Annotated in this window: 16 protein-coding genes; 1 reads left to right on the forward strand and 15 read right to left on the reverse strand. The window is 68.4% G+C overall.

The features are described from left to right. Positions 1–38 precede the first annotated feature (38 nt). From OHA70_RS08625 to OHA70_RS08655, 7 genes are all read right to left on the reverse strand, one after another. Entirely contained in the window at positions 39–1415 is a 1377-nt protein-coding gene (locus OHA70_RS08625; protein WP_328330389.1) for an FAD-binding oxidoreductase, read from the reverse strand. Continuing rightward, positions 1412–2287 (reverse strand): U32 family peptidase, encoded by an 876-nt coding sequence (locus OHA70_RS08630; protein WP_328330391.1) that lies wholly within the window; start codon positions 2285–2287, stop codon positions 1412–1414. The genes OHA70_RS08625 and OHA70_RS08630 overlap by 4 nt, the downstream gene beginning before the upstream one ends. Positions 2288–2354: 67 nt before the next feature. Then, positions 2355–3572 carry a DUF2088 domain-containing protein gene (locus OHA70_RS08635; protein WP_328330393.1) on the reverse strand — a complete coding sequence of 406 codons (1218 nt, stop codon included), beginning with the start codon at positions 3570–3572 and terminating at the stop codon, positions 2355–2357. A gap of 146 nt (positions 3573–3718) precedes the next feature. Then, positions 3719–5524, reverse strand: coding sequence for an IlvD/Edd family dehydratase (locus tag OHA70_RS08640; protein ID WP_328330395.1), 1806 nt, complete (start codon positions 5522–5524; stop codon positions 3719–3721). Between the two features lie 34 nt (positions 5525–5558). Then, positions 5559–7010: an aldehyde dehydrogenase (NADP(+)) gene (locus tag OHA70_RS08645; RefSeq protein WP_328330397.1), complete on the reverse strand. Its 1452-nt coding sequence runs from the start codon at positions 7008–7010 to the stop codon at positions 5559–5561. Next, the gene (locus tag OHA70_RS08650; protein ID WP_328330399.1) at positions 7007–7897 is read right to left on the reverse strand and encodes a fumarylacetoacetate hydrolase family protein; all 891 of its coding nucleotides are present in this window, start codon (positions 7895–7897) and stop codon (positions 7007–7009) included. Before OHA70_RS08650 ends, OHA70_RS08645 begins: the two co-directional genes overlap by 4 nt. A gap of 28 nt (positions 7898–7925) precedes the next feature. Then, entirely contained in the window at positions 7926–10760 is a 2835-nt protein-coding gene (locus OHA70_RS08655) for a UxaA family hydrolase (protein ID WP_328330401.1), read from the reverse strand. An 81-nt stretch (positions 10761–10841) separates the two neighbouring features. Between OHA70_RS08655 and OHA70_RS08660 the strand changes: the two genes are divergently transcribed. Beyond that, positions 10842–11606 carry a GntR family transcriptional regulator gene (locus tag OHA70_RS08660; RefSeq protein ID WP_328330403.1) on the forward strand — a complete coding sequence of 255 codons (765 nt, stop codon included), beginning with the start codon at positions 10842–10844 and terminating at the stop codon, positions 11604–11606. A gap of 29 nt (positions 11607–11635) precedes the next feature. Here the strand turns inward: OHA70_RS08660 and OHA70_RS08665 are convergent, their stop codons facing one another. The 8 genes from OHA70_RS08665 to OHA70_RS08700 all read right to left on the reverse strand — a co-directional run bounded on the left by OHA70_RS08665 (position 11636) and on the right by OHA70_RS08700 (position 20624). Continuing rightward, positions 11636–13315: a phosphodiester glycosidase family protein gene (locus OHA70_RS08665; protein ID WP_328330405.1), complete on the reverse strand. Its 1680-nt coding sequence runs from the start codon at positions 13313–13315 to the stop codon at positions 11636–11638. Between the two features lie 60 nt (positions 13316–13375). Further along, a complete protein-coding gene (locus OHA70_RS08670; protein ID WP_328330407.1) occupies positions 13376–14572 on the reverse strand; it encodes a Gfo/Idh/MocA family protein in 1197 nt (398 codons plus the stop codon). Positions 14573–14633: 61 nt separating this feature from the next. Further along, on the reverse strand, positions 14634–15314 hold the full coding sequence (locus OHA70_RS08675) for a glycerophosphodiester phosphodiesterase (RefSeq protein ID WP_328330409.1): 681 nt from the start codon (positions 15312–15314) through the stop codon (positions 14634–14636). Continuing rightward, positions 15311–16339: a 2-hydroxyacid dehydrogenase gene (locus tag OHA70_RS08680; RefSeq protein WP_328330411.1), complete on the reverse strand. Its 1029-nt coding sequence runs from the start codon at positions 16337–16339 to the stop codon at positions 15311–15313. The genes OHA70_RS08675 and OHA70_RS08680 overlap by 4 nt, the downstream gene beginning before the upstream one ends. Beyond that, a complete protein-coding gene (locus OHA70_RS08685) occupies positions 16336–17799 on the reverse strand; it encodes an FGGY-family carbohydrate kinase (protein WP_328330413.1) in 1464 nt (487 codons plus the stop codon). Before OHA70_RS08685 ends, OHA70_RS08680 begins: the two co-directional genes overlap by 4 nt. A gap of 28 nt (positions 17800–17827) precedes the next feature. After that, positions 17828–18625, reverse strand: a complete 798-nt coding sequence (locus OHA70_RS08690) for a DeoR/GlpR family DNA-binding transcription regulator (protein WP_328330415.1) — start codon at positions 18623–18625, stop codon at positions 17828–17830. Beyond that, complete coding sequence (locus tag OHA70_RS08695; RefSeq protein WP_328330417.1) at positions 18622–19239, reverse strand: histidine phosphatase family protein; 618 nt, start codon at positions 19237–19239, stop codon at positions 18622–18624. The genes OHA70_RS08690 and OHA70_RS08695 overlap by 4 nt, the downstream gene beginning before the upstream one ends. After that, positions 19236–20624 (reverse strand): FGGY-family carbohydrate kinase, encoded by a 1389-nt coding sequence (locus tag OHA70_RS08700; protein ID WP_328330419.1) that lies wholly within the window; start codon positions 20622–20624, stop codon positions 19236–19238. The genes OHA70_RS08695 and OHA70_RS08700 overlap by 4 nt, the downstream gene beginning before the upstream one ends. Positions 20625–20633: the final 9 nt, after the last annotated feature.

The following is a 20633-nucleotide window of genomic DNA, read 5'->3' on the forward strand; positions in this document are numbered from 1 at the left end:
TCCTGTACGCCGGTCGCATCGACCGGCGTACAGGCGTTTCAGAGGAAGAGCTTGTCGGGGTTGAGCAGGTTGTGCGGGTCGAAGACCGACTTGAGGTTGCGTTGGAGAGCTAGGCCGACTGGGCCTAGTTCTTGGGCCAGCCAGCGGGACTTGAGTTTGCCGATGCCGTGTTCGCCGGTGATGGTGCCGCCCAGCGACAGACCTAGGTTCATCACGGCGCCGAAGGCTTCCAGAGCACGGGCTTCGGCGGCGGGGTCGTCGCGGTCGAAGACGACGGTCGGGTGCATGTTGCCGTCACCTACATGCCCAGGGCAACAAATCAGCACCTCGTACTTCGTACCGATCTCCGCGATCCCCTGCAGCAGCGCCACCAGCTTGCTGCGTGGCACCGCGACGTCGTCGATCAACGTCGCACCAAGCGGCTCCAGCGCCGGATTCACCAATCTGCGGGCCTCCAGCAACATCCTGGACTCCTCCGCATCGGAGGCCTCGGCCACCTCGACGGCCCCGTACTCCGTGCAGATCCGCGCGATCGCGGCCACATCCTCCGCCGCCCGCGGACCACGATCCGACTGCGCGATCAGCAGCGAACCCACATCGGCCGGCAGTCCCATGTCGCGGTAGTCCTGGATCGCCCGCGCCGTCGGCCCGTCGAGGAACTCGAGCAGCGAGGGCCGCAACCCCGAAGCCATCACGGCAGCAGCCGCGGCGATGCCCGCCTCGATCGACAGGAAGGTCGCGGCCGCGGTCAATGCCGCCTCCGGCTCCGGGCGGAGTGCCAGCGTCGCCTCGGTGACGACGCCGAGCGTCCCCTCTGATCCGACGATCAACGAGGTCAGGTCGTAGCCCGCGACTCCCTTCGCCGTCCGCCGACCGGTTCGTACCACCTCACCGGACGCGAGCACGACCTCCAGGCCGCGCACGAAGTCGCCAGTCACGCCGTACTTCACGCAGCACAGGCCACCCGCGTTGGTCGCGATGTTGCCACCGATCGTGGACATCTCCCACGACGACGGGTCCGGCGGGTAGAACAGCCCCTGTGCCAGCACGGCCCGCGAGAGCTCGGCGTTCACGACTCCGGGCTGGACGACGGCGACTTGGTCCTCGACCGAGATCTCCAGGATCCGGTTGAGCCGAGAGGTCGACAACAGCAGGCAACCGTCGAGTGCGTTCGCCGCACCGGACAGCCCGGTCCGCGCACCTTGCGGCACGACCGGTACGCCGTACTCCCCCGCCGCACGCAGTACCTCCTGCACCTCGGCGGTGGACGAAGGCCGCACGAGCACGGCGGGAACCCCGGCCTCGCAGAAGGTCGCGTGGTCATTGCGATGGCTGTCCAGTACGTCGGGGTCGGTGACGACCGCCTTCTCCCCCAACGCGGCGCGCAGCCGCGCGATCAGCAAGTCAGAGCTCATTCCTCATCCTGTTCGGCCAGCAGTCGCAGAATCAGTTCGGCCCGGCGAACCCGTTCGCGCCCGAGCGCCTCGGCCGTCGCGGCCAGGTGAGCGCCGACCGGGTAGATGTTCGGCGCGTTCCGCAAACCCATCTTCAGGTAGACCGGTGCCGCGACGCGGACCACGTCCGGTACGTCGTAGAACCGCACGTGCCCGCCTTGGTCGTCTGGGACCTCGATGTACATGTCGATCGGTACGGTCGTCACCGCGCGGATCTCGGCGAGGACGTTGATCGGGAGGTCCGTCGATACGTTGAGGCTGGTCGCGCCGAGCCGTTCGTAGAGCGCAGCGGTCGATGCGTTAGGCAACGGCATCAGTACGGACGTCTTCAGTACGAGGTCGGCCGGCAGCTCGCCCTCCTTCTTCAACAGTCCAAGGAGTTCCAGTACGCCGAGGTCGCCGACCAGCAAGCTGCGTACACCCAGCTCGACCGCCCGATATGCGTCACACAGCGATGCGGCGACCATCTCATTGCCGCGGGCAACTCCGCCGACGGCGGCTGAGACCTTTGCCTGGCCGCCGATGTCCCAAGCGCCACGCGGGCCGAGGAAGAGGCAGACCTCGACATCGTGATCGGCGCCGAGGGCAAGCATCTCGTCGATCTCGCCATCGGTCAGCATCATCACGCCACTGCCCTGCGAGACGCGATGCACCGTGACACCGCGCGCCGCCGCCTCGTCGAGCACGGTTCGCATCACCGCGGGTCCTTCGCAGCTCGGGATCTCCACCCGGTACTGCGCTCCGTCGCCGAACCGCCCGGTGGAGGTGAAGTCCTGGGCCGGCGTGATCAACCCACGCTCGGCGAGCAACACCCGAGCCTCTCGCAGATTCATGCCTCTCCCCAGCTCATGTCTCTCTCCCGGTTCCCGTCTCTCCGCCGGTTCACGTCTCTCCGCTGGTTCATGTTTCTCCCCAGCCGGTCAGCGACCCCGTCGCGTCGGTCAGGTCTCGCGCTGTGCCGGTGATCTCCAGATCAAACCGCTCCCCCACCTCAGCCAGCAATGCCGGCGTCACCATCAATTCGTTCGGTGACAATGTGTCCGCGATCCTCGCCAGCCGTAGCTCGGACCAGTCGCGCCGGCCGCTCATCGTCACCGCGCCTAGTACTGCGGCCGCATCGTCCTCCAGCACCATCGGCAACCTCGATCGACGTGCTCCGCCTGCGCCGGAGGTCAACGCGTTGACGTAGCTGGCTCGTAGGTCGATCTGTTCGAGCATCGATGCCGGGATGACGTCTGCCAGGCCGAGTCCGGAGGCGTTTCCGTGCGATGCCGCCGACAACCGGTGAACGCTGACGGCGGCGATCGACGGCGACTCGAACTCGGGGATGCCGTAGACCCAGCATCGGCCGAGCACGTTGGTGTCCATCCCGGTGCCGGATTTGTCCTTGCCCATCTCGTCGACGACGAGGACATCCAGGTCATCGAACGGCAGTCTGGCCATCAGGCTGCCTGCTCGCTGCAGCAAGGCGTTCTCGGCTGCGCCCGCGATGCCGTCGGCAACTACCAGCTCGACGGCGGCGGTCTTCTCGTAGGCGTTCTCGATGATCGCCAGGCCGCCCAGGATCTTGCCAGATGCAACTATCGTTCGGGCGGCTGCTTCGATGGAGGAGCCGAGGAGGGGGATGCCGCCGGCGTGGAGGGCGGCGGCGCCCTGGTGGTTTCCGAGTCCGATGGCGAGGATCTTGGCCAGGCCGCTCTCGACCGGGCCGTGGAAGTCGGTATGCGGTTTCACGCGGTTGATGAGGAGGACGCCGTCGGCCTTGGCGGCCAGGGCATCGTGGTGTACCGGCGTACCGTCCGGCAGGTTGCCCAGGACAACCGTCTCCATGGTCGCCTCGATCGGGCAGCCGACCGACTCCGGGGTGACGCCGAGGCCTTCGAGCATCTCACGCTGGCCGTCTGCGGTCGCACCACCGTGCGATCCCATCGCCGGTACTACGAAAGGCTCCGCGCCCTTCGCCCGCAACCAGTCGACGGCCGCCTTCACTACCGTCACCAGGTCGTGGATCCCCCGACTCCCCGCTGTCACCGCAATCCGATCACCAGGTCGGATCGCGGTCGCCAACGGTTCGAGTGCTGCTTGTGCGGCGGCGTACGGGTCGTCTTCGGTGGGCACGTCGTGGAGGATCCGTCGAATGGGAGTGACCTGCGGAAGCACGCCAGTCGGCCTCAAGCCGCGGACAGCTTCGAACGGTCCCCACAATCCAGCCGCGGCAGATGGTGGTGAGGCGGGCGGCTCGGGTGGCGTGGGTGGGGTTGGCATTAGTGGCTCTGGCGGGCTACTGAGGAGCCGGTTCGGCCTATGAGGAAGTCTAGGTCGCAGCCTAGGTTGGCCTGGGTTACGTGGTCTACGTAGAGGCGGGCCCAGCCTCGGTCGGCGCGTACCGATGGGGGTGGGGATGCCTTCCAGTTGGCTCGGCGGGTTGCGAGTTCTTCGTCGGAGACGTCAAGGTGGAGGGTACGGGCGGGGACGTCGAGTTCGATCCAGTCGCCGGTTTGGACCAGAGCGAGCGGGCCGCCTACGGCTGCTTCGGGCGCCACGTGGAGGACGACTGTTCCGTAAGCCGTGCCGCTCATCCGGGCATCCGAGATGCGGACCATGTCGTCGATGCCTTGTTCGGCGAGCTTGCGCGGGATCGTCATGTTGCCGACCTCGGGCATGCCGGGATAGCCGCGTGGGCCGGCGTTCTGGAGCACGAGGACCGTGTCCGCGTCGACATCCAGGTCCATGTCGTCGACGGCGAGGTCGTACTCCTCGATGCTGCTGAACACGAGCGCCTTACCGCGATGCTGCAACAACCTCTCGGACGCCGCGGACTGCTTGACGACGGCACCGTCCGGGGCCAGATTCCCTCTCAGTACTGCGGTTCCGGCGCCGCTGCCGAGCGGGTTGCCGACGGCCCGGATCACGTCGGTATCGACCGTGCGCTCGGTATTCGCAACGTTCTCGCCGATCGTCTTGCCGGTGACCGTGATCGCGTCCGCCTTCAGCAGCGGCAGGATCTCGCGCATGACGGCGGGCAGCCCGCCGGCGTAGTAGAAGTCCTCCATCAGGTACTTCCCCGACGGCTGCAGATCGACCAGCCACGGTACGCCGCGCGCCCACTCATCCATATCGTCCAGCGTCAGGTCGACCCCCACACGACCGGCGATCGCGAGCAGATGGATCACCGCGTTGGTCGAACCACCGATCGCAGCATTCGCCCGTACTGCGTTAGCGAACGCATCACGGGTCAGAATGTCGCTCGGCTTGAGGTCTTCCTCGACCATCTGCACGATCCGCTGACCGGCCTGCTGAGCGATCGCGTACCGGCGGGAGTCGACGGCGGGGATCGCGGCCGACCCGGTCAGCTGGAGACCGAGCGCTTCGGCCATACAGGCCATCGTGGACGCGGTGCCCATCGTCATGCAGTGGCCGTTGCTCCGCGACATGCCCGACTCGGCGGCGGCGTAGTCCTCCTGCGTCATCCGGCCGGCATTGACGTCCTGGGTGAACCGCCACACCGCAGTACCGGAGCCGATGTCGCAGCCGCGGAACTTGCCGTTCAGCATCGGGCCGCCGGTCACCACCAGCGTCGGCAGGTCGACCGAGGCCGCGCCCATGATCGAGCCGGGGGTGGTCTTGTCGCAGCCTGTCAGCAGTACGGCACCGTCGAGCGGGTTGCCGCGCAGCGATTCCTCGACGTCCATGCTGAGCAGGTTGCGGAACAGCATCGCGGTCGGCCGCAACATCGTCTCGCCGAGCGACATCACCGGAAACTCGAGCGGGAAACCACCGGCCTGCCACACACCCCGCTTGACCGACTCGGCCAGGCGGCGCAGGTGCGCGTTGCAAGGCGTCAGCTCCGACCAGGTGTTGCAGATCCCGATGACCGGCCGGCCGTCGAAGACCTCATCGGAGAACCCTTGAGCCCGCATCCACGACCGGTGGATGAAGCCGTTGCGGTCCTTCTCCCCGAACCAGTGATCGAAGCTCCGGCGTCCTGTGTGCTGGACACCGGCGGCTTCGGGCGGTTGCTGCGGGTCAGCGACCGGGGGAAGGTCTTGGTCAATCGGCTTGTCGCTCAAGGGGAACCTCCGCGGTTGTCGGAGTGCGGGGTGGTTAGCGGGGTACTTCGGCGGTGCTGATGGTGCCGTTGATGCGGCGCGGGATGTCGGCGGGGTTGGCGTCTCGCAGCACCTCGGGGAGGACGGCGTCGGGGGTGTCTTGGTAGGCGACCGGGCGTTGGAAGCGGCGGGCAGCGGTGACGCCGACGCTGGTGTGGATGGAGCCGACGGTGGACGGGAAGGGTCCGCCGTGGTGCTGGGCCCAGGAAACGGCTACGCCAGTCGGCCAGCCGTTCCAGAGGACTCGGCCTGCCCGGGCAGTGAGGAGCGGGAGCAGGTTGCGGGCCAGCTCGGTGTCTGCGTCTTCAGCATGGAGGGTTGCGGTGAGGTTGCCCTCGAAGGCCTCGATGGCCGCGGTCAGTTCATCGACGGATGAGTACTCGACGACGATCGAGACCGGGCCGAAGCACTCCTCGAGGATCTCCTCGCGCTGTTCGAGCAGCTCGGCGACCGTCGTACCGAGCAGGGTCGCGGGACCGTCGATCAGTACCCGGAGGCCGTCGACCTTGCGTAGCCGGTCGAGGCCGGACGAGAAGCCGGACGCGATCCGGTCGTTCAGCATCGGCGCTTCGGCGACGCCACCGGTTGCCTCGATCAACTTGTCCTCGAGACCGTGGCCGGCGGGCAGGAAGAGCAGGCCAGGCTTGGTACAGAACTGCCCTACTCCAAGGGTGAACGACCCGACATAACCCGCCGCAATCTCGTTGCCACGGGCATCGATAGCGGCCTGGGTGACGAAAACCGGATTGAGGCTGCCGAGCTCGCCGTAGAACGGGATCGGCTCCGGCCTCGTCACCGCGATCTCATGCAGCGCCTTGCCTGCGGGCACCGAACCGGTGAACCCAGCGGCCGTGATCCGCACGTCCTTCAACGCGGTCACGCCGACGTCGTACCCCTGGATCAAGCCGAGCGTCCCAGCCGGCGCACCAGCGGATCGCAGCGCCTCGATCATCACCTCGGCCGTGCGTACCGACAGGTCCGGGTGACCAGGATGGGCCTTGACGACGACCGGGCAGCCGGCCGCCAGCGCCGATGCGGTGTCGCCGCCGCAGACACTGAACGCGAACGGGAAGTTGCTGGCAGCAAACACCAGTACCGGCCCGAGCGGGACCAGCACCCGACGCAGATCGGGACGTGGTACCGGCTTGGCCTGCGGGTCAGCGGTGTCGATGATGATCTCGAGCAACGACCCCTCGGCGAGCGCGTCCGCGAACATCCGCAACTGGCCGCTACTGCGGGCGACCTCTCCCCGCAGCCGGGGCTCGGGCAGCGACGACTCGCGCATCGCGATCGGCACCAGCTCGTCCGCGGCGGCGTCCAGGGCATCGGCGACCGCGCGGATCCACTCGGCCCGTACTGCGGGCTCCGAGGCAGCGAGCGGACCGGCCGCGGCCGCCGCGTCGCTCAGGGCCTGCTCGAGCTCGGCGGGGGTGGTGTCGGGCGTCATCGGGTCTCCTCCAGAGTGTGCGCTGCCAGGAAGGCGAATGGTTCCCGGCCGACTGCCACCGTATTCGTCAGCGTCCCGACCTCGCTGATCGAGATCACTACCTGGTCACCGGGGCGCAGCGCGAAGTCCAGTTCGGGCACGATTCCGGTACCGGTCGCGAGGATCACGCCGTCGGGGAATTCATTGGCCGCGAACAGTACGTCGATCAGGTCCTGCAACTCACGGACGAGCTGTTTCGTCGACGTCGTACCGGTGAAGACGTCGGCGCCGTCACGGCGGATGACGAGGTCGATGGTCAGGTTCCTGGGGTCCGCGACCTCCCAGGCGGGGCGGATCCCGGTCGCCAGGGCGCAGCCGCCGGCGAAGACCTTGGCCTGCGGGATGTAGAGCGGATTCTCGCCCTCGATCGAGCGGGAGCTCACGTCGTTGCAGATCGTGAAGCCGACGATCTCGCCCCGGCTGTTGGCGACGATCGCGAGCTCGGGCTCCGGTACGTCGTGACCGGAGTCTTCCCGGATACCGATCTCCTCGCCGTCGGTGACGAGTCGCCATGCGGGCGACTTGGGGAAGAGCTCGGGGCGCGGCGCGGAGTACACGCGGTCGTAGACGGACTGCTCCGTGCTCTCCTCCATCCGGGCGCCGCGGGATCGCTCGTACGTGACACCTGCGCACCACACTTCGCCTCGGCCGTCGAGCGGTGGCAGGAGCTTTACGTCGGCCACCGGTACGCCGTCCCCTTGGTGGTCGGTCGCTGTGCGGAGCTCGTCCGCGCTCAGGCGCAGGAGCTCCGCCATCGTGGCGACCCCGTGAACCGGTGCCACTGTGTCACCGGTTCGGACTCCGACTTGGGGTCGTTGTCCAGGGAGCAGGTACCGGACCAAGTGCATGTGGTTCGACCTTTCTGGCTTGTTGGGGTCACATCGAGGTGCCGAGGAGGCCGCGGGTGATCTGGAAACCGACGTTGCCGGACGCAACCGCCTTCGGTACCTGTTGTCTGCTCGCTACCGCGGCCAGGGTCTCGAGTGCGACCGCCGCCTGTTCGCTTGCGTCGCCTGAGGCAACTGCATCCAGGTCGTCGCCGTACTGTGCGACCGTCTCCGGGTCGCTGCTGAACTCGATGACGGGGACGAAGCGCTGGGCCGACAAGGTGCCGCTGGCAACATGTGCGAGTACTTGCTGGACACCGCCGGCGCCGAAGCCGGTGACGGTCTCCATCCAGTCGGTGCCGGGCATCCGCATCACGTGCCAGCCCTTCGCGGCGAACCGCTGGCCGTGGGCGATCGTCGGGCCGACCAGTTCGTGCGAGCCGAAGGCGGCGTACCGGAATCTCTCGTCGTTGAGGAGTGCGCCTCGCGACGAGAGGACTACCGACCCGCCGGCTGTGACGATCTCACGGCCTGTTAGCGCGAGGGCTTTCGCTGTTTCCGGGGTGAGCGGTCCGCGAGCCTCGAGGGCGACGGTGAGCTCAGCGAGGGTGCTCTGTACTTCTTCCGGTGCGGGGAGGTTGAAGCTGCCGAACCAGTCGCGGACTCTGGCGGTGACTGCGTCGAGCCCGCCGTCGGCCTGAATACTCGCCCACCCGAACCGCGACGGATCAGCCCCAGCCTCCACCAGCCGCGACCGGAAGTAGTCGTTATGCGTCTTCTCGCACCCATGCTCAAGCAGCAACGCCATCCGGGTGTTGGGGTGCAGGAGATACCCGAGCATCGTCCGCGCGAAGGTCTCCTCGGACGCACCACCACTCGATCCACAGCCCTCGGTATGAGGCAACGCCACCATCCGAGTCACCGCATCCCCCGCCCACCCCTCCAACTCCCCTTGCCCTGCCAGCCGCAAGGCAATCTGCCCGGAGCACAGACTGGTCGGCAAGATGAGCCCAACAGCCTCGGGAACCACCCGATCATCAACCCGCAACAACCGAACCGCGCCTAGCGGCGCGAGGGCGGGGGAGGCGAGAGCACCGCCGGAGGCAGGCGGTTCGGGGGCGGAGGCGCTCTCCTCCCCACCCTCCTGCGAGCCGGCGTAGCCGGCGAGCTTCAGCGGGGTGCCTGGTAGCGGGGCGTCTCGGGCTTCGGTGGGAAGGTCTTTGAGGTTGCGGGTGGTGCGGCCGTCGGGGGTGATGGAGATGCCGGGGCGGGGGGCGGTTTGGCGCCAGTTGCGCCAAATGGAGACTTGGCTGTGGCCGGCTTGTTCGCCGGCGGAGGGTTCGCCGGATGCGACTCGGATGGTCAGGTCGAGGGTTTCGGTGGTGAGGTCGGCCATCGGCGTACCGGTGAGGTAGCGGCCGGCATCTACGTCCATTTCGGCTGCTAGCAGGTTGTACCGGGTGGTTGTGGTGACGAACTTGATGGTGGGGACGAAGGGGAAGTTGGTGATCGAGCCGTTGCCGGTGGTGAAGAAGATCAGGTTGCAGCCGCTGGCGACCTGGCCGGCGACGGACTCCAGGTCGTTGCCGGGGCTGTCCATGAAGACGAAACCGTGGCCGGGCATGCGTTCGGCATAGTCGATGACGTGATCCAGGCGGACGTCGCGATCCAGTTTGCGGGCGGCGCCGACGGACTTGAGGACGATGTTGTAGAGGCCTCGATAGACGTTGCCACCGGACGGATTGCCTTCGGCGGTGTGCCCGTGCCAGCCGACTCGTTCCTTGAACGATTGGACGGTTCTGAGAAATTTCCTTGCCGTCGGCAAGTCTCTGACGTTCTTGAGAACGTAGCCTTCGGCACCGATCAGTTCGTCGGTCTCAGCCAGTACTGCGATGCCGCCGTGCCGGATCACCTCGCGGGCGACCGCACCTGACAACGGGTTCGCGCTGACACCGGAGAACGCGTCGGATCCTCCACACTGCAAGCCGATCCACAGATCCGCGAGCGGAACCTCCTGCCTCTCCTGCGCGGCAACGATCGGCAACCACGGCTCCACCAACTGCCCGGCGGCCGTGAGATCCGTCTCGAACCCGGCCTTCCTGGTGAAGTATGCATGCGGTACCCGGATCGGCGGATACCCCCGCTCGGCCATGAAGTCCTTGATCGCCTGCCCGGAGACGAGTTCGCCGTCGGTGTCGACGATCAGCACCGCGCCGACATTGGGGTTGAGCGCGAATCCCGCCAAGGTGGCCAGCAGGAACGACAGATTGTTCGGCGTCCCGTCCTCGCCGCCTTCGGTATGAGCAACCGGTACTACGAATCCCTCGCCTTGGTCGAACCGCTTGGCGAGCTCCGTGACGAATCCGCTGCTCCGCGAACTCGTCGCCATCAGTACTACGTGATTGCGCGTACCGGCCGGCCCCTGCTCTCGCGGGTAGCCGAGGAAGGTACCGGGTTGCTCGACGGAGGTGACCTGGCGGCCGAGGTTGAGCGCCGACTCGTCGAGCTCGTACGGGTCGAGTGGCTCGTTCTTGGCGCTGGGCTCGGCGGGGAGGCCTTCGACTCCTCTGGCAGCCACGGCCGCGAGGCTGGTCGGCGTACAGACGTAGTCGCCGATCTCCAGGTCGCGGAGGGCCCGGGCGAACGGGGTGTGCCAGGAGAGCAGCGGCTCGCCGGTGGCGACCGGGCGGGTGACGAAGCGGTGGCCTTCGAGCACGGTGTGCGGCAGCGTCACCGGCGTACCGGAGAAATCGATGACGGTACCGGCCTCGAGGCGGCGCGAGGAGATGGCGACGTTGTCCCCCGGCTCGGGTAGTACGCCGATCTCGTCGAACCTGAGCATCGTTTCCGCCTCCGGCTGGCTGGTCGGGCTGGAATCGTGCATGATGCATGATTACCAGTGCCACCCTGCCGAACTGCGCGGGCTGGGTCAAGGGCACGACCAGTCCCTGGAGAAGGGAGCCCGATGGACCCGACAGTGCGGCCGACGGCGGAGTCGCCTGCTCCCTCGACGATGACGCCCGCCGCGAAGCCGACGGCATCGGCGATGGAACCCGTCGCAGAGGCGCCGGATCGGCGGCTGTTGCGGCGGCAGATGCTGGCCGACGACGTCTACGAGGCGATCAAGACGATGCTGATGGACCACGCGATCCGGCCGGGCGCGCGGATCTCGATCGACGGTCTGGCGCGGGACTTCCAGGTGTCGTCCACGCCGGTCCGCGAGGCGCTCGCGCGGCTGGAGTCGGAGGGGCTGGCGGACAAGGAGCCGCTGAAGGGGTACCGGGCCACTCCCCTGCTTTCGCTGGAAGAGTTCGACGACCTGTACCGCTTCCGCCTGCTGCTCGAGCCCTGGGCAGCACGGCGAGCCGCCGAACTCATCGACGACACCGGCCGCGAACGCCTGACCGCGGAGCTCGCGACCGCGGTCGAACCAACCTCAGTCGACTACGCCGGGTACAAGTCGCTCACCGCGCACGACAACCGCTTCCACACCCTGATCACCGGGTTGTCGGGCAGCGAGCAGGTCCGCCTCGCCTTCCAGCGGACCCACTGCCACCTGCACATCTTCCGTTTGCACTACGACCGCGACACCGGCCCCGAAGTACTGGTCGAACACCGCGAGGTCGTCGAGGCCATCCTGTCCGGCGACCCGGCCGCAGCCGAAGCCGCGATGACCAAGCACCTCGGCAACTCGATGTCAGTCCGCCTCCGCAAGGTCTACGAACAGTAGGTTCCGGTCACGTCGGCGCAGGGCTGGATTCATCTGGCGGGAGTGATCACCAAGGCGTCTCCGACCGGGCGTTCGCCGGTTGCATCCGACGGGGTGTTGAGGACCTTGCTGTTGGCGACCATCGTGGTGGAGCCGCCGCCGTCGAGGTTGATGGCGGATTGGAGGGCGAAGGATTTGGCTACGGCAGCTGCTTCGGCGATGCCGAGACCGAGGCTGTCGACGTTGCGGCCGTCGGCGGTGATGAGGACGGTGCGGCCTTGGGCGTCGACGCCGGCGATGGTGCGGGGGTTTCGCTTGTGGACCCAGCCGTAGTAGAAGTTCGGGTTGTCGGCGGGGGCCATGCCGTCGGCCTTCGGGGTCGCGTTGATGCGGCCGTTGTGGATCAGTTCGGGGCCGCCGTTGACGATTGTCGTGCGGGGTGACAGGCGGACGTCGTGGCCGCGGGTGTCGGTGAGGGAGGCCTTGATTTCAAGGCGTTTGCCGAGCTTGGCGGCCGCCAGGAGTGCGGTGACTTGGGTGCCGGTTGCTTGGATAGTGCGGCCGCCTTCGGGGATCGCACCGCCGCGGGTGGTGGGGCGGATCGCGGTGACGGTGCCGCGGCGGTCGAGGATCACCTCGGCGCCGGGGCCGCTCGGGGTGAGGGCGGCGTAGGTCGAGTCGAAGGCGATCAGTTCGTCGGGGTCGGTACAGGTCACGTCGTGGAGTGGGCTGGAGGTCGGCAGGTCGTCGGCGGTACCGCCGCAGTTGCGGATCAGGCCGGGGATCCGGTTCAGCCCGTCCAGCGGGAGTGGGCGGCCGGCGCCTCTCACCTCACCGTGCCAACGAAAGCGTTCGACGGCGGTACCGCGAGCGTTGTCTGAAATCACCAGGGCAGGGCGGCCGGCGGTCGGCTCGCTGACCAGATGCCCGTCGTAGACCGCCACGCCGGCCGGGTCGCCGGGGGCGCCTGCCTTCGGATCGAGGACGAAGAAGCCGGCGTTGATCGCGGCCGTGGCGCCGGTGAGCGCGGCCAGCGTGGAGGTTGTCTCGCGCGCCTCCAGGTCCAGTCCGTACGACGCGTCGAGGCCGCCGCGGAACTTCTTCGGGTCGATCGTCAGCACCTGGACGTGCCAGGGGCCGGTCGAACCGCTGACGTCGTCGGGCTCGCCGTCCCAGCCGGTGTAGATGCTCGAACCGCCGAGGCCGGCCGCGATGACCTTCGTGCGCAGGGCGTCGGCCTCAGCCTTGGTCGGGAACAAGCCGAGGCGGACGCGGTAGCCGAGTGAGCCGCCGCCGGCGTCCGCGAGCTTGGGAGTTGGGACGTCTTCGACGCGGGGGTCGAGGCCGGCCGTGCGCAGCTTGGCAGCAGCAACCTCAGCCGCCGCCTTGTCGGAGAGGGCGGTGGCGGGCGCGTCCGGGTCGGGTGAACTGGAGGGGATCGCCACCTCGACGGTCCAGAAGGATTGTGCGCCTGCCTGCCCGCGCACGATCGTCGTCAGCGTCACGCCGGGTTGCAGGACCCGGCTCTCACGGGTCTCGGCAAGCGTCGCCGGGCCAAGCGGCAGGGTCGCGGAGGCGCGGGAGGCGGAGGCCTGGGACGGAGACGCTGCGAGGACCGCGTCAACCGACGGCTGGGCGGCCGCAGTACCGGCCAGGGCGGACGCGGCGACTACAGAAGCCGCGACCGCCAGGACCGCAGTACGGGAAGGCAATGCTGGGCGGGAGGTCATAGGACATTCCTATGCCAGTACCTGATCGAAGGGAAGGAAGGAAAGAAGAGGGAGGGGTTGTTAGGCGGGAGCGTCGCCGTGGTCGGGGATCTCCAGTTGGACGCCGCCCTGCAACGCGGACTGGTGGGCGTAGATGCCGGGGAGGGTGTAGCGGGCGGCTACCCAGGCGTTGACCGGCGGGAGCGTCTTGTCGGCTACCGCGCGGACGAAGTCGTCGGCGAGGAAGTGATGGGAGCCCTCGTGGCCGTTGTGCAGGCCGGCGAACTCGGCCGGCAGCCGGTCGCGGTCATGGACGGGCGAGAGACCGGACAGGAAGGCGTCGCGCAGGGCGGGGTCGACGTTGGCGAGGTCGGCGTCGTCGAGCGAGCCGCTTGCCTCGGTCGCCATCAACGACGAGATGTCCTCGGCGCCTTCTTTGGTCTGCCAGACAGTGGTCGTCGCCAGCTGCTCGAAACTGCCCTCCGTACCGAACACACGCAGCCGCGACTCCCGCAGGTGCGACGGGTACCCGACCCGGCGCATCTCGTTGGTCCGCATGATCCCGCCGTCGGCGAGCTTGAACAGCGCGGTCGCGTTGCTGAAGTCGTTGTCGAACTGGCTGATCTCCTTGTCGAACACTCCGTCGCCACGCTCGTCCTTCACACCAATGCAGGAGACATGCGTGGCGTGCTGACCAGTCACCGACAGCACATTGCCGACGGCATGTGTCGGGTAGAGCATGGGCGGGAAGGAAGCGGTCTTCTTCCAGTCCTCGCCACCGCTGTACTGGTACGCCGCGTAGAACCCGAGATCCATGTCGTGGACGTAGTCGCCCTCGGAGTAGAAGACCCGGCCGAAGTCACCCGCGGCCAGCCGCTGACGGCAGTAGACCGACGACGGGTAGTAGAAGCTCGTCTCGCCCATCATGTAGGTCAGGCCGGTCTCCTTGACCAGCTCGATGATCCGGGCGATCTGGTCGGCCTGGATCGCCATCGGCACCGTCGAGTAGACGTGCTTGCCGGCCTCCAGCGCCTGGATCGCCATCTCGCCGTGCAGCCAGCGCTGGGTGAAGATCGCCACCGCGTCGACATCGGAGGCGAGCATCTCCTCGAACGACTGATAGGTGATCGAGACGCCCTGTTTGGCGGCCAGCTCAGCCGTCCGGTCAGGCAGGACGTCGGTCAGCCGGACGTCCCTGACGTCAGGATGCGCCGACCACAACCGCAGGAACGAGGGGGCGAACTGGCCGGCTCCGACCACACCGATGCTGATACTCATGAACCCAGGCAATCACACAATTTCCGATCATGTAAGAACAGTTCCGCACATCAAGACGGAACTACTCCCGTACTCCGGCACGCAACCGCCCGGGATGGTCGGTCGTGATGCCGTCGACCCCGAGCCTCACCGCCTGGGCGTAGACGGCCGGATCGGGCACGGGCCACGCGGTCACCGCGATGTCATGGGCGTGCAGCGTGGCCACAGCCTCGACGGTGAGCCCGGTGATCCCACACAGAGCCCAGCTGGCGGAAGCCGCGCCGACCCGGGCGAGGATCTCGTCCACGCCAGGCGTCAGCCCGAGGATCAACCCGGTCGCGGCCGACGGGACCAGCTGACGTACGGCGAGCAGGATGTCCGCGGAGGACGAGGTGACGAGTACGCGGGTCGCCAAGGCCGGATCTTTCAGAGACTCCGCCAGCAGCGGGACAGCCTCAGGGGCCTTGACCTCGGCCTGGAACCCCACGGAGACGGCCTCGACCGTCTCCGCCCAGGTCGGGACGGCTTCGCCAAGGCCCGCATCAAGAGCGCGCAACTCGGCGAAGGTCAGCGAGGACACCGGACCGTGGCCGTTGGTGGTCCGGTCGACGTCTGCGTCATGCATGACGACGAGTTCGCCGTCGGCGGTGACGCGCAGGTCCAGCTCGATCTCGTCGCACCCGTCGGCGACAGCGCGACGGAAGGACCGCAGCGTGTTCTCCGGTTCGGAGCCGAGAGCCCCGCGATGGCCGGTGATGATCACAGCGAAACGAGGCCAAACGGATCGCGACCGGCCAGCCAGGCGGCGACCGCTTCGGCGGCGATCGAACCGGCTCGCTGGGCGGTCTGCTTGGTCGCGCCCGCCAAGTGCGGCGTCATCACGACATTGGTTGCCGTCAGCAACCGTGACCCGGCCGGGACCGGCTCGATCGGGAAGACGTCGAAGGCGGCGGCGCCCAACTGCCCTGATTCCAGCGCGTCCACAGTCGCGTCGTAGTCGAGCAATCCACCCCGGGCGCTGTTCACCAGTACTGCGCCACGCCGCATCGTCGCGATCTCGGCAGCGCCGATCATCCCGCGCGTCTGGTCGGTCAGGCGGGCGTGCAGGCTGACCACGTCGGACTGCCTCAGCAGGTCCGCCAGCGCGACCACCTCGGTACCGTCCGGTGGCGAGGCCGGATCGAGTACCGGGTCCACCACCAGGACGCGGGCCCCGAAGGCCAGCATCACCCGCGCCACCCGGCGACCGATCGCGCCGTAGCCGACCAGCCCCACGGTCGCGCCGTCGAGCTCCGAGCCACAGTCGTCATAGGCGTAGAGATCGCTGCGCCACTCCCCGTCCTCCAAGGTCTTCTGCAGGCGCGGAAGGTTGCGCAGCGCCGCCAGCATCAGGGCGACCGCATGCTCGGCCGCCGCGACCGCGTTGCGGCCGGGTGTCGACGAGACGGCGATCCCCCGCTTCGTTGCCGCCGGCACGTTGACGTTGACCGGGCCGCCCCGGCAGCAGACCAGGAACCGGAGGTCCGGAGCGGCGTCGAGAACGCGTTCGGTGAACGGTCCCATCTGGGTGATCGCCAGCTCGATACCCGGGAGCGCGGCGATCAGCTGCTCCTCGGCGTCACTGGCCTCGTCCACCTCGGCCACCCGGCCGTACGGCGTGAGCGGCCACGGCAAGGTGACCCGGGTGAAGTCGAACCCGACATCCGGCAGGGCGGACGTCAGCGCCGCTTCGAGCAGGTCGTTGCCGACGAAGTGGTCGCCGGCGAGCAGAGTACGGACGGTTCTCATCGAGCTCCAGAAGGTTGCACAACGGGGGCCGGATCGGCCCAGCGAGGACGGGCCGCTTCGCTGCGGCGCAGGTGGTGCGCGTAGCCCTCGTCGTAGAAAGCTGCGCGGGAAGGATCGGGGTCGATCTGCCGAGTCTCGGCGATCCACTCGGGACCTGCGCCCATCCCGGCTGCGAGCCGCGCGCCGAGCACCGCACCGCGGGCAGCAACCTGGGAGGCCTCGGTGGTGTGGAGCGGGCTGTTCAGGACGTCGGCGAGGATCTGCGTCCACTCCTGGCTGTTCGCACCGCCGCCGCAGACTGTCACCCGGCCTGTCCAGCCCGCTGCCTCGAGGCAGTGCCGAGCGGCGTACGCGATGCCTTCGCAGGTCGCGCGGACCAGGTCGGCCTGGGTGGTCGAGAGCGAGATGCCGTCGATGGTCCCGCGGGCGCGGGTGTCGACGAACGGCGCGCGCTCCCCCGCCTCGGACAGATAGGGCAAGACAGTCACGCCGTTGGCTCCCGCCGGGCTTTCCGCCAGGAGGGCCGGTAGTTGTGCGACCCCTGCACCGACCAGGGCGAGCACTCGATCGAGGGCGGCCGTGCCGACCATCGCGGGCATCGCGCGCAACCAGACGCCAGGAGTCCAGGTGCCGAGGAACAGTCCGGCCGGCTCGCCGTCCACCGGCAGCTCACGGGTGACGACCTGGCAGGCGAGCGTCGTACCGACCGTCAGCAGCGCATCGCCGACCTCGCTCACGCCGGCACCGAGAGCGGCGGCCGGGAGGTCGTACGGTCCGGCGGAGACGCGGGTGCCGAGCGCCAGGCCGAGTGAGGGGTCGCGGAGTTCGCCGATGGGCCCGTCGGCGACGACGGGTGCGAGGAGGTGTGCCCAGTCGGTCAGACCGCAGGCGCTCAAGGCTTCGGCGTCGTACGTGTTGGTGCGCGGGTCGAGGAAGGGTGCCGATCCGTCGGAGACATCGGTGGCGCGCACGCCGGTGAGGCGCTGCATCACCACGTCCTTGCAGTACGCCGCGGTCGCCGCGCTTCGCAACGTATCGGGCTCTTCAGCCAGTACTGCCGCCAGCAGTGGCCCGGACGCACCCGGGAACATCCGGTTGCCGGAACGCCGGAACACCTGCTCCGCAACACCATCGGCCGTCCAGCGCTCGAGAATCCCACTGCTGCGGGCGTCAAGCCACGAGATCGCCGGCCGGACCGGCCGGCCGTCGGAATCGACGAGCCACAACCCATCCCCCTGCGCCGTGATCGCCAGCAAACCCGCGGTAGCACCCACCGACGCCACCAGTTCGCTGACAACTTCATTGACCGAGGCAACTACTTCGGCGGAGTCCTGTTCGAACCGGCCGGGCCCGGGCCGGACCAGCCGGGTAGGCCGGGATGCTTCCGCGATCTGCCGGCCGGCTTCGTCGAAAGCCACCGCTTTCGTGACCGTGGTACCGACGTCCACTCCTACATCCATCCTGGACTCCCTCACTGAAGCCGTCGGGCTAAAGCGGCGCGACCTCCACGGTCGCTCCGTTGTCGCGCAGCGCCGCGATCTGGTCGGCCGGGGTCTTCTCGTCCACCACGACGACGTCGAAACCGGTCAGTGGCGCCAGCCGGTGCAGCGCCGTCCGTTGCAACTTCCCGTGGTCGACGAGCAGCACCTTGGTCCGGGCGGAGCGCAGCATGGCCTGCTTGACCAGCACGATCTCCTCTTCCTGATGGAACGCGTGCGTCGCCGAGACCGCGGAGACGCTGCAGAACAACAGATCCGTGTGCAGGGCCTCGACCGCCTGCGCGCAGGGCATCCCGCCGAACGAGTCGTGGGTCGGCGAGTAGATGCCCCCCAACGCCAGCAGGGTGACGTCCCGCAGCTCGGTCAGCCGGCTGATCGCGGGCAGAAAGTTGGTTGCCACGGTCAACGGAGTGATGTCCTCGAACAGCTCGATCAGGGCGAGCGCGCTGGTCGAGTCGTCGAGCATCACCGACATCCCGGGCTCGATCATCGCGCGGGCATGCCGGGCGAGTGCGGCCTTCTCGGCCTGCGCGGTGTTCAGCCGGTAGGCGACATTGCTCTCGAACACGCTGGTCGGCTGCGCCGTCACCCCGCCGCGGTACTTGCGCACCACGCCCTGACGCTCCAGCTCGTCCAGATCGCGGTGCACCGTCATCACGCTGACGCCGAACGCCTCGACCAGGTCGTTCGCCGAGACCGAGCCGTGCTCGACGACGTACGCGGCGATCTCGGACTGCCGCCGGGCGGGCCGGCTGAGCTCGGACGTGTCGGCCGGGCCAGAACTCATCGGGGGATCTCCGTTCGGACAGCTGGGATGTTGAACGCCTCGAGTCCCACTGTGCCGTCCTGCCAGCGCAACCGCACCAGCGCCGCGGGACCGAGCGCCGGGAGAAGTCTGCGGTACTCCTTCAACTCCAGCCCGAGGACCCGGCAGACGAGCAGCCGGATCAGCGTGTTGTGCGCGACCACCAGCACCTTCCGGCCCTGGTGCTCACGACCGATCTGGTGGAAGGCCTGCTCGACGCGGTCCGCCGCCGCGGCCGGATTCTCGCCGCCGGGGAAATGCGCGCCGACCGGGTCGAGCTCGAATGCTCTGGCGACGGCCGGCGGCAGCTCGCTGAGACTGAGCCCCTCGGCCGACCCGAAGTCGACCTCGCGCAGCCGGTCGTCCACGACGGGAGTCAGCCCCAGCGCCTGGGCCGTCGGCGCGATGGTCTGCCGCGCCCGCAACATCGGCGACGACCAGAGCGTGTCGGGAGCGAAGTCCTCGGCCCATTCCCTCAGGTGCCGCGCCTGCACGTGGCCGACCCCGTCGATCGGCAGATCCGTCGATCCCGTGTACCGGTTGCCCTTGTGCCACTCGGTCCGGCCGTGCCTGGCCAGTACGACGATCGTCCTCATCCGCGGTACCCCCGCCGATCCAGCTCCGCCACGAATTCGCCGTACAGGGTGGTCAGCCGCTCCTGCGGTCGCGGCTCGAGGACCCGGTCGATGCGAACCATCCGCGCAGCGGTCTCCGCCACCGAGGTACCGGTGGATGCCGCGAGCACAGCCATCCCGTACGCCGGGTCCGCGGCCGCGGGGAGCTGGACCGGTACGCCGAGGACGTCGGCGCGGAGCTGGTTCCAGTAGCCGCTGCGCACGGCGCCACCGGTGAGTGAGACGGATCGGACGGGCTCGGCGCCGAGCCGTTCCAGGTGCTCGAACGCGAGCCTCTCGATGAAGGCGACACCCTGCAGGACTCCGCAGTACCGGTGCAGGTCGTCGGGCAGGTCGCCCAGCTCGAATCGCTCGGCAGCCGGAGCGATGAAGGGGAACCGCTCGCCTCGTCCGGTGATCGGGTAGACGGCCGCGTCGATCGCGCCCAGTTCGCGGGCCGCCTGGTCGAGTGCGTCGAGGTCGGCGCCGGGCAGCATCGCGGTGAGCGCGCCGGCGCCGCTGCTGGACGCGCCACCGGGGAGCCAACCGCCGTCGGGGTGACGGTGGCTGTAGACAGCGCCGGTCGGGTCGGTGAGGAGGTCCTTGCTCACTCCCTTGAGGACGAGCGTGGTGCCGAGGACGGAGTTCCAGGCGCCTGGGGCAAGTGCTCCGGCGGCGATCTGGCCCGCGCATCCATCTGTCATGCCGGCGTAGACCGGAGTACCGGCGGGGACCCCGGTGACCTGGGCTTTTGCGGTGTAGACGCGACCCAGCTCGGTGCCAGGGAGGACGACTTCGGGGAGCAACTCAGCGGGGAGACCAAGACTGTCGAAGGCGTCCACCGGCCAGCTGTCGGCGATCAGGTCATAGCCGGTCTTGAGCGCGTGGCTGGTGTCCGTGGCGACGGGACCGCCGATCAGATGGGCGGCGACGACGTCGGCGCTGTGGGCGATCTGACCGGTCTGCTGCTCGAGCAGCCAGAGGACCTTGGGGAGGGCCCAGGTCGGCTGCATCGCGGTGGACCAGCGATCGGGGTCGGCCTTCACGATGCGCTCGAGGTAGCCGGCGGCCCGCGCGTCGTCGTACATGAGAGCCGGCGTGGTCGGTGCACCCGCGTCGTCGGTCAGCAGGACGGTTCCGGAGGTCGAGCAGATGGAGATGCCCTGTACTGCGGGCGTCGCGACCTCGGCGAGCGTGGCATCGACCGCGGCGAGCCAGTCGCGGGGGTCCTGCTCGTGGCGGACGCCGTCGCGAGTGCTGGTCAGCGGCCGGGCGGCGCGGGCGAGGACCTCACCGGCGGCACCCACCAGCACGGAGCGGACGCTCTGCGTCCCCAGATCGACGCCGATCCACGCCGGTTCCAGCACTGGGCGCTC

Origin of the sequence: Kribbella sp. NBC_00382, assembly GCF_036067295.1 — a bacterium.
Lineage (GTDB): Bacteria > Actinomycetota > Actinomycetes > Propionibacteriales > Kribbellaceae > Kribbella.

Coding starts and splice junctions, on each gene's coding strand:
- OHA70_RS08625 (WP_328330389.1), bottom strand. CDS start 1,415: ATGAGCTCTGACTTGCTGATCGCGCGGCTGCGCGCCGCGTTGGGGGAG.
- OHA70_RS08630 (WP_328330391.1), bottom strand. CDS start 2,287: ATGAATCTGCGAGAGGCTCGGGTGTTGCTCGCCGAGCGTGGGTTGATC.
- OHA70_RS08645 (WP_328330397.1), bottom strand. CDS start 7,010: ATGACGCCCGACACCACCCCCGCCGAGCTCGAGCAGGCCCTGAGCGAC.
- OHA70_RS08650 (WP_328330399.1), bottom strand. CDS start 7,897: ATGCACTTGGTCCGGTACCTGCTCCCTGGACAACGACCCCAAGTCGGA.
- OHA70_RS08655 (WP_328330401.1), bottom strand. CDS start 10,760: ATGCACGATTCCAGCCCGACCAGCCAGCCGGAGGCGGAAACGATGCTC.
- OHA70_RS08660 (WP_328330403.1), top strand. CDS start 10,842: ATGGACCCGACAGTGCGGCCGACGGCGGAGTCGCCTGCTCCCTCGACG.
- OHA70_RS08665 (WP_328330405.1), bottom strand. CDS start 13,315: ATGACCTCCCGCCCAGCATTGCCTTCCCGTACTGCGGTCCTGGCGGTC.
- OHA70_RS08670 (WP_328330407.1), bottom strand. CDS start 14,572: ATGAGTATCAGCATCGGTGTGGTCGGAGCCGGCCAGTTCGCCCCCTCG.
- OHA70_RS08680 (WP_328330411.1), bottom strand. CDS start 16,339: ATGAGAACCGTCCGTACTCTGCTCGCCGGCGACCACTTCGTCGGCAAC.
- OHA70_RS08685 (WP_328330413.1), bottom strand. CDS start 17,799: ATGGATGTAGGAGTGGACGTCGGTACCACGGTCACGAAAGCGGTGGCT.
- OHA70_RS08690 (WP_328330415.1), bottom strand. CDS start 18,625: ATGAGTTCTGGCCCGGCCGACACGTCCGAGCTCAGCCGGCCCGCCCGG.
- OHA70_RS08695 (WP_328330417.1), bottom strand. CDS start 19,239: ATGAGGACGATCGTCGTACTGGCCAGGCACGGCCGGACCGAGTGGCAC.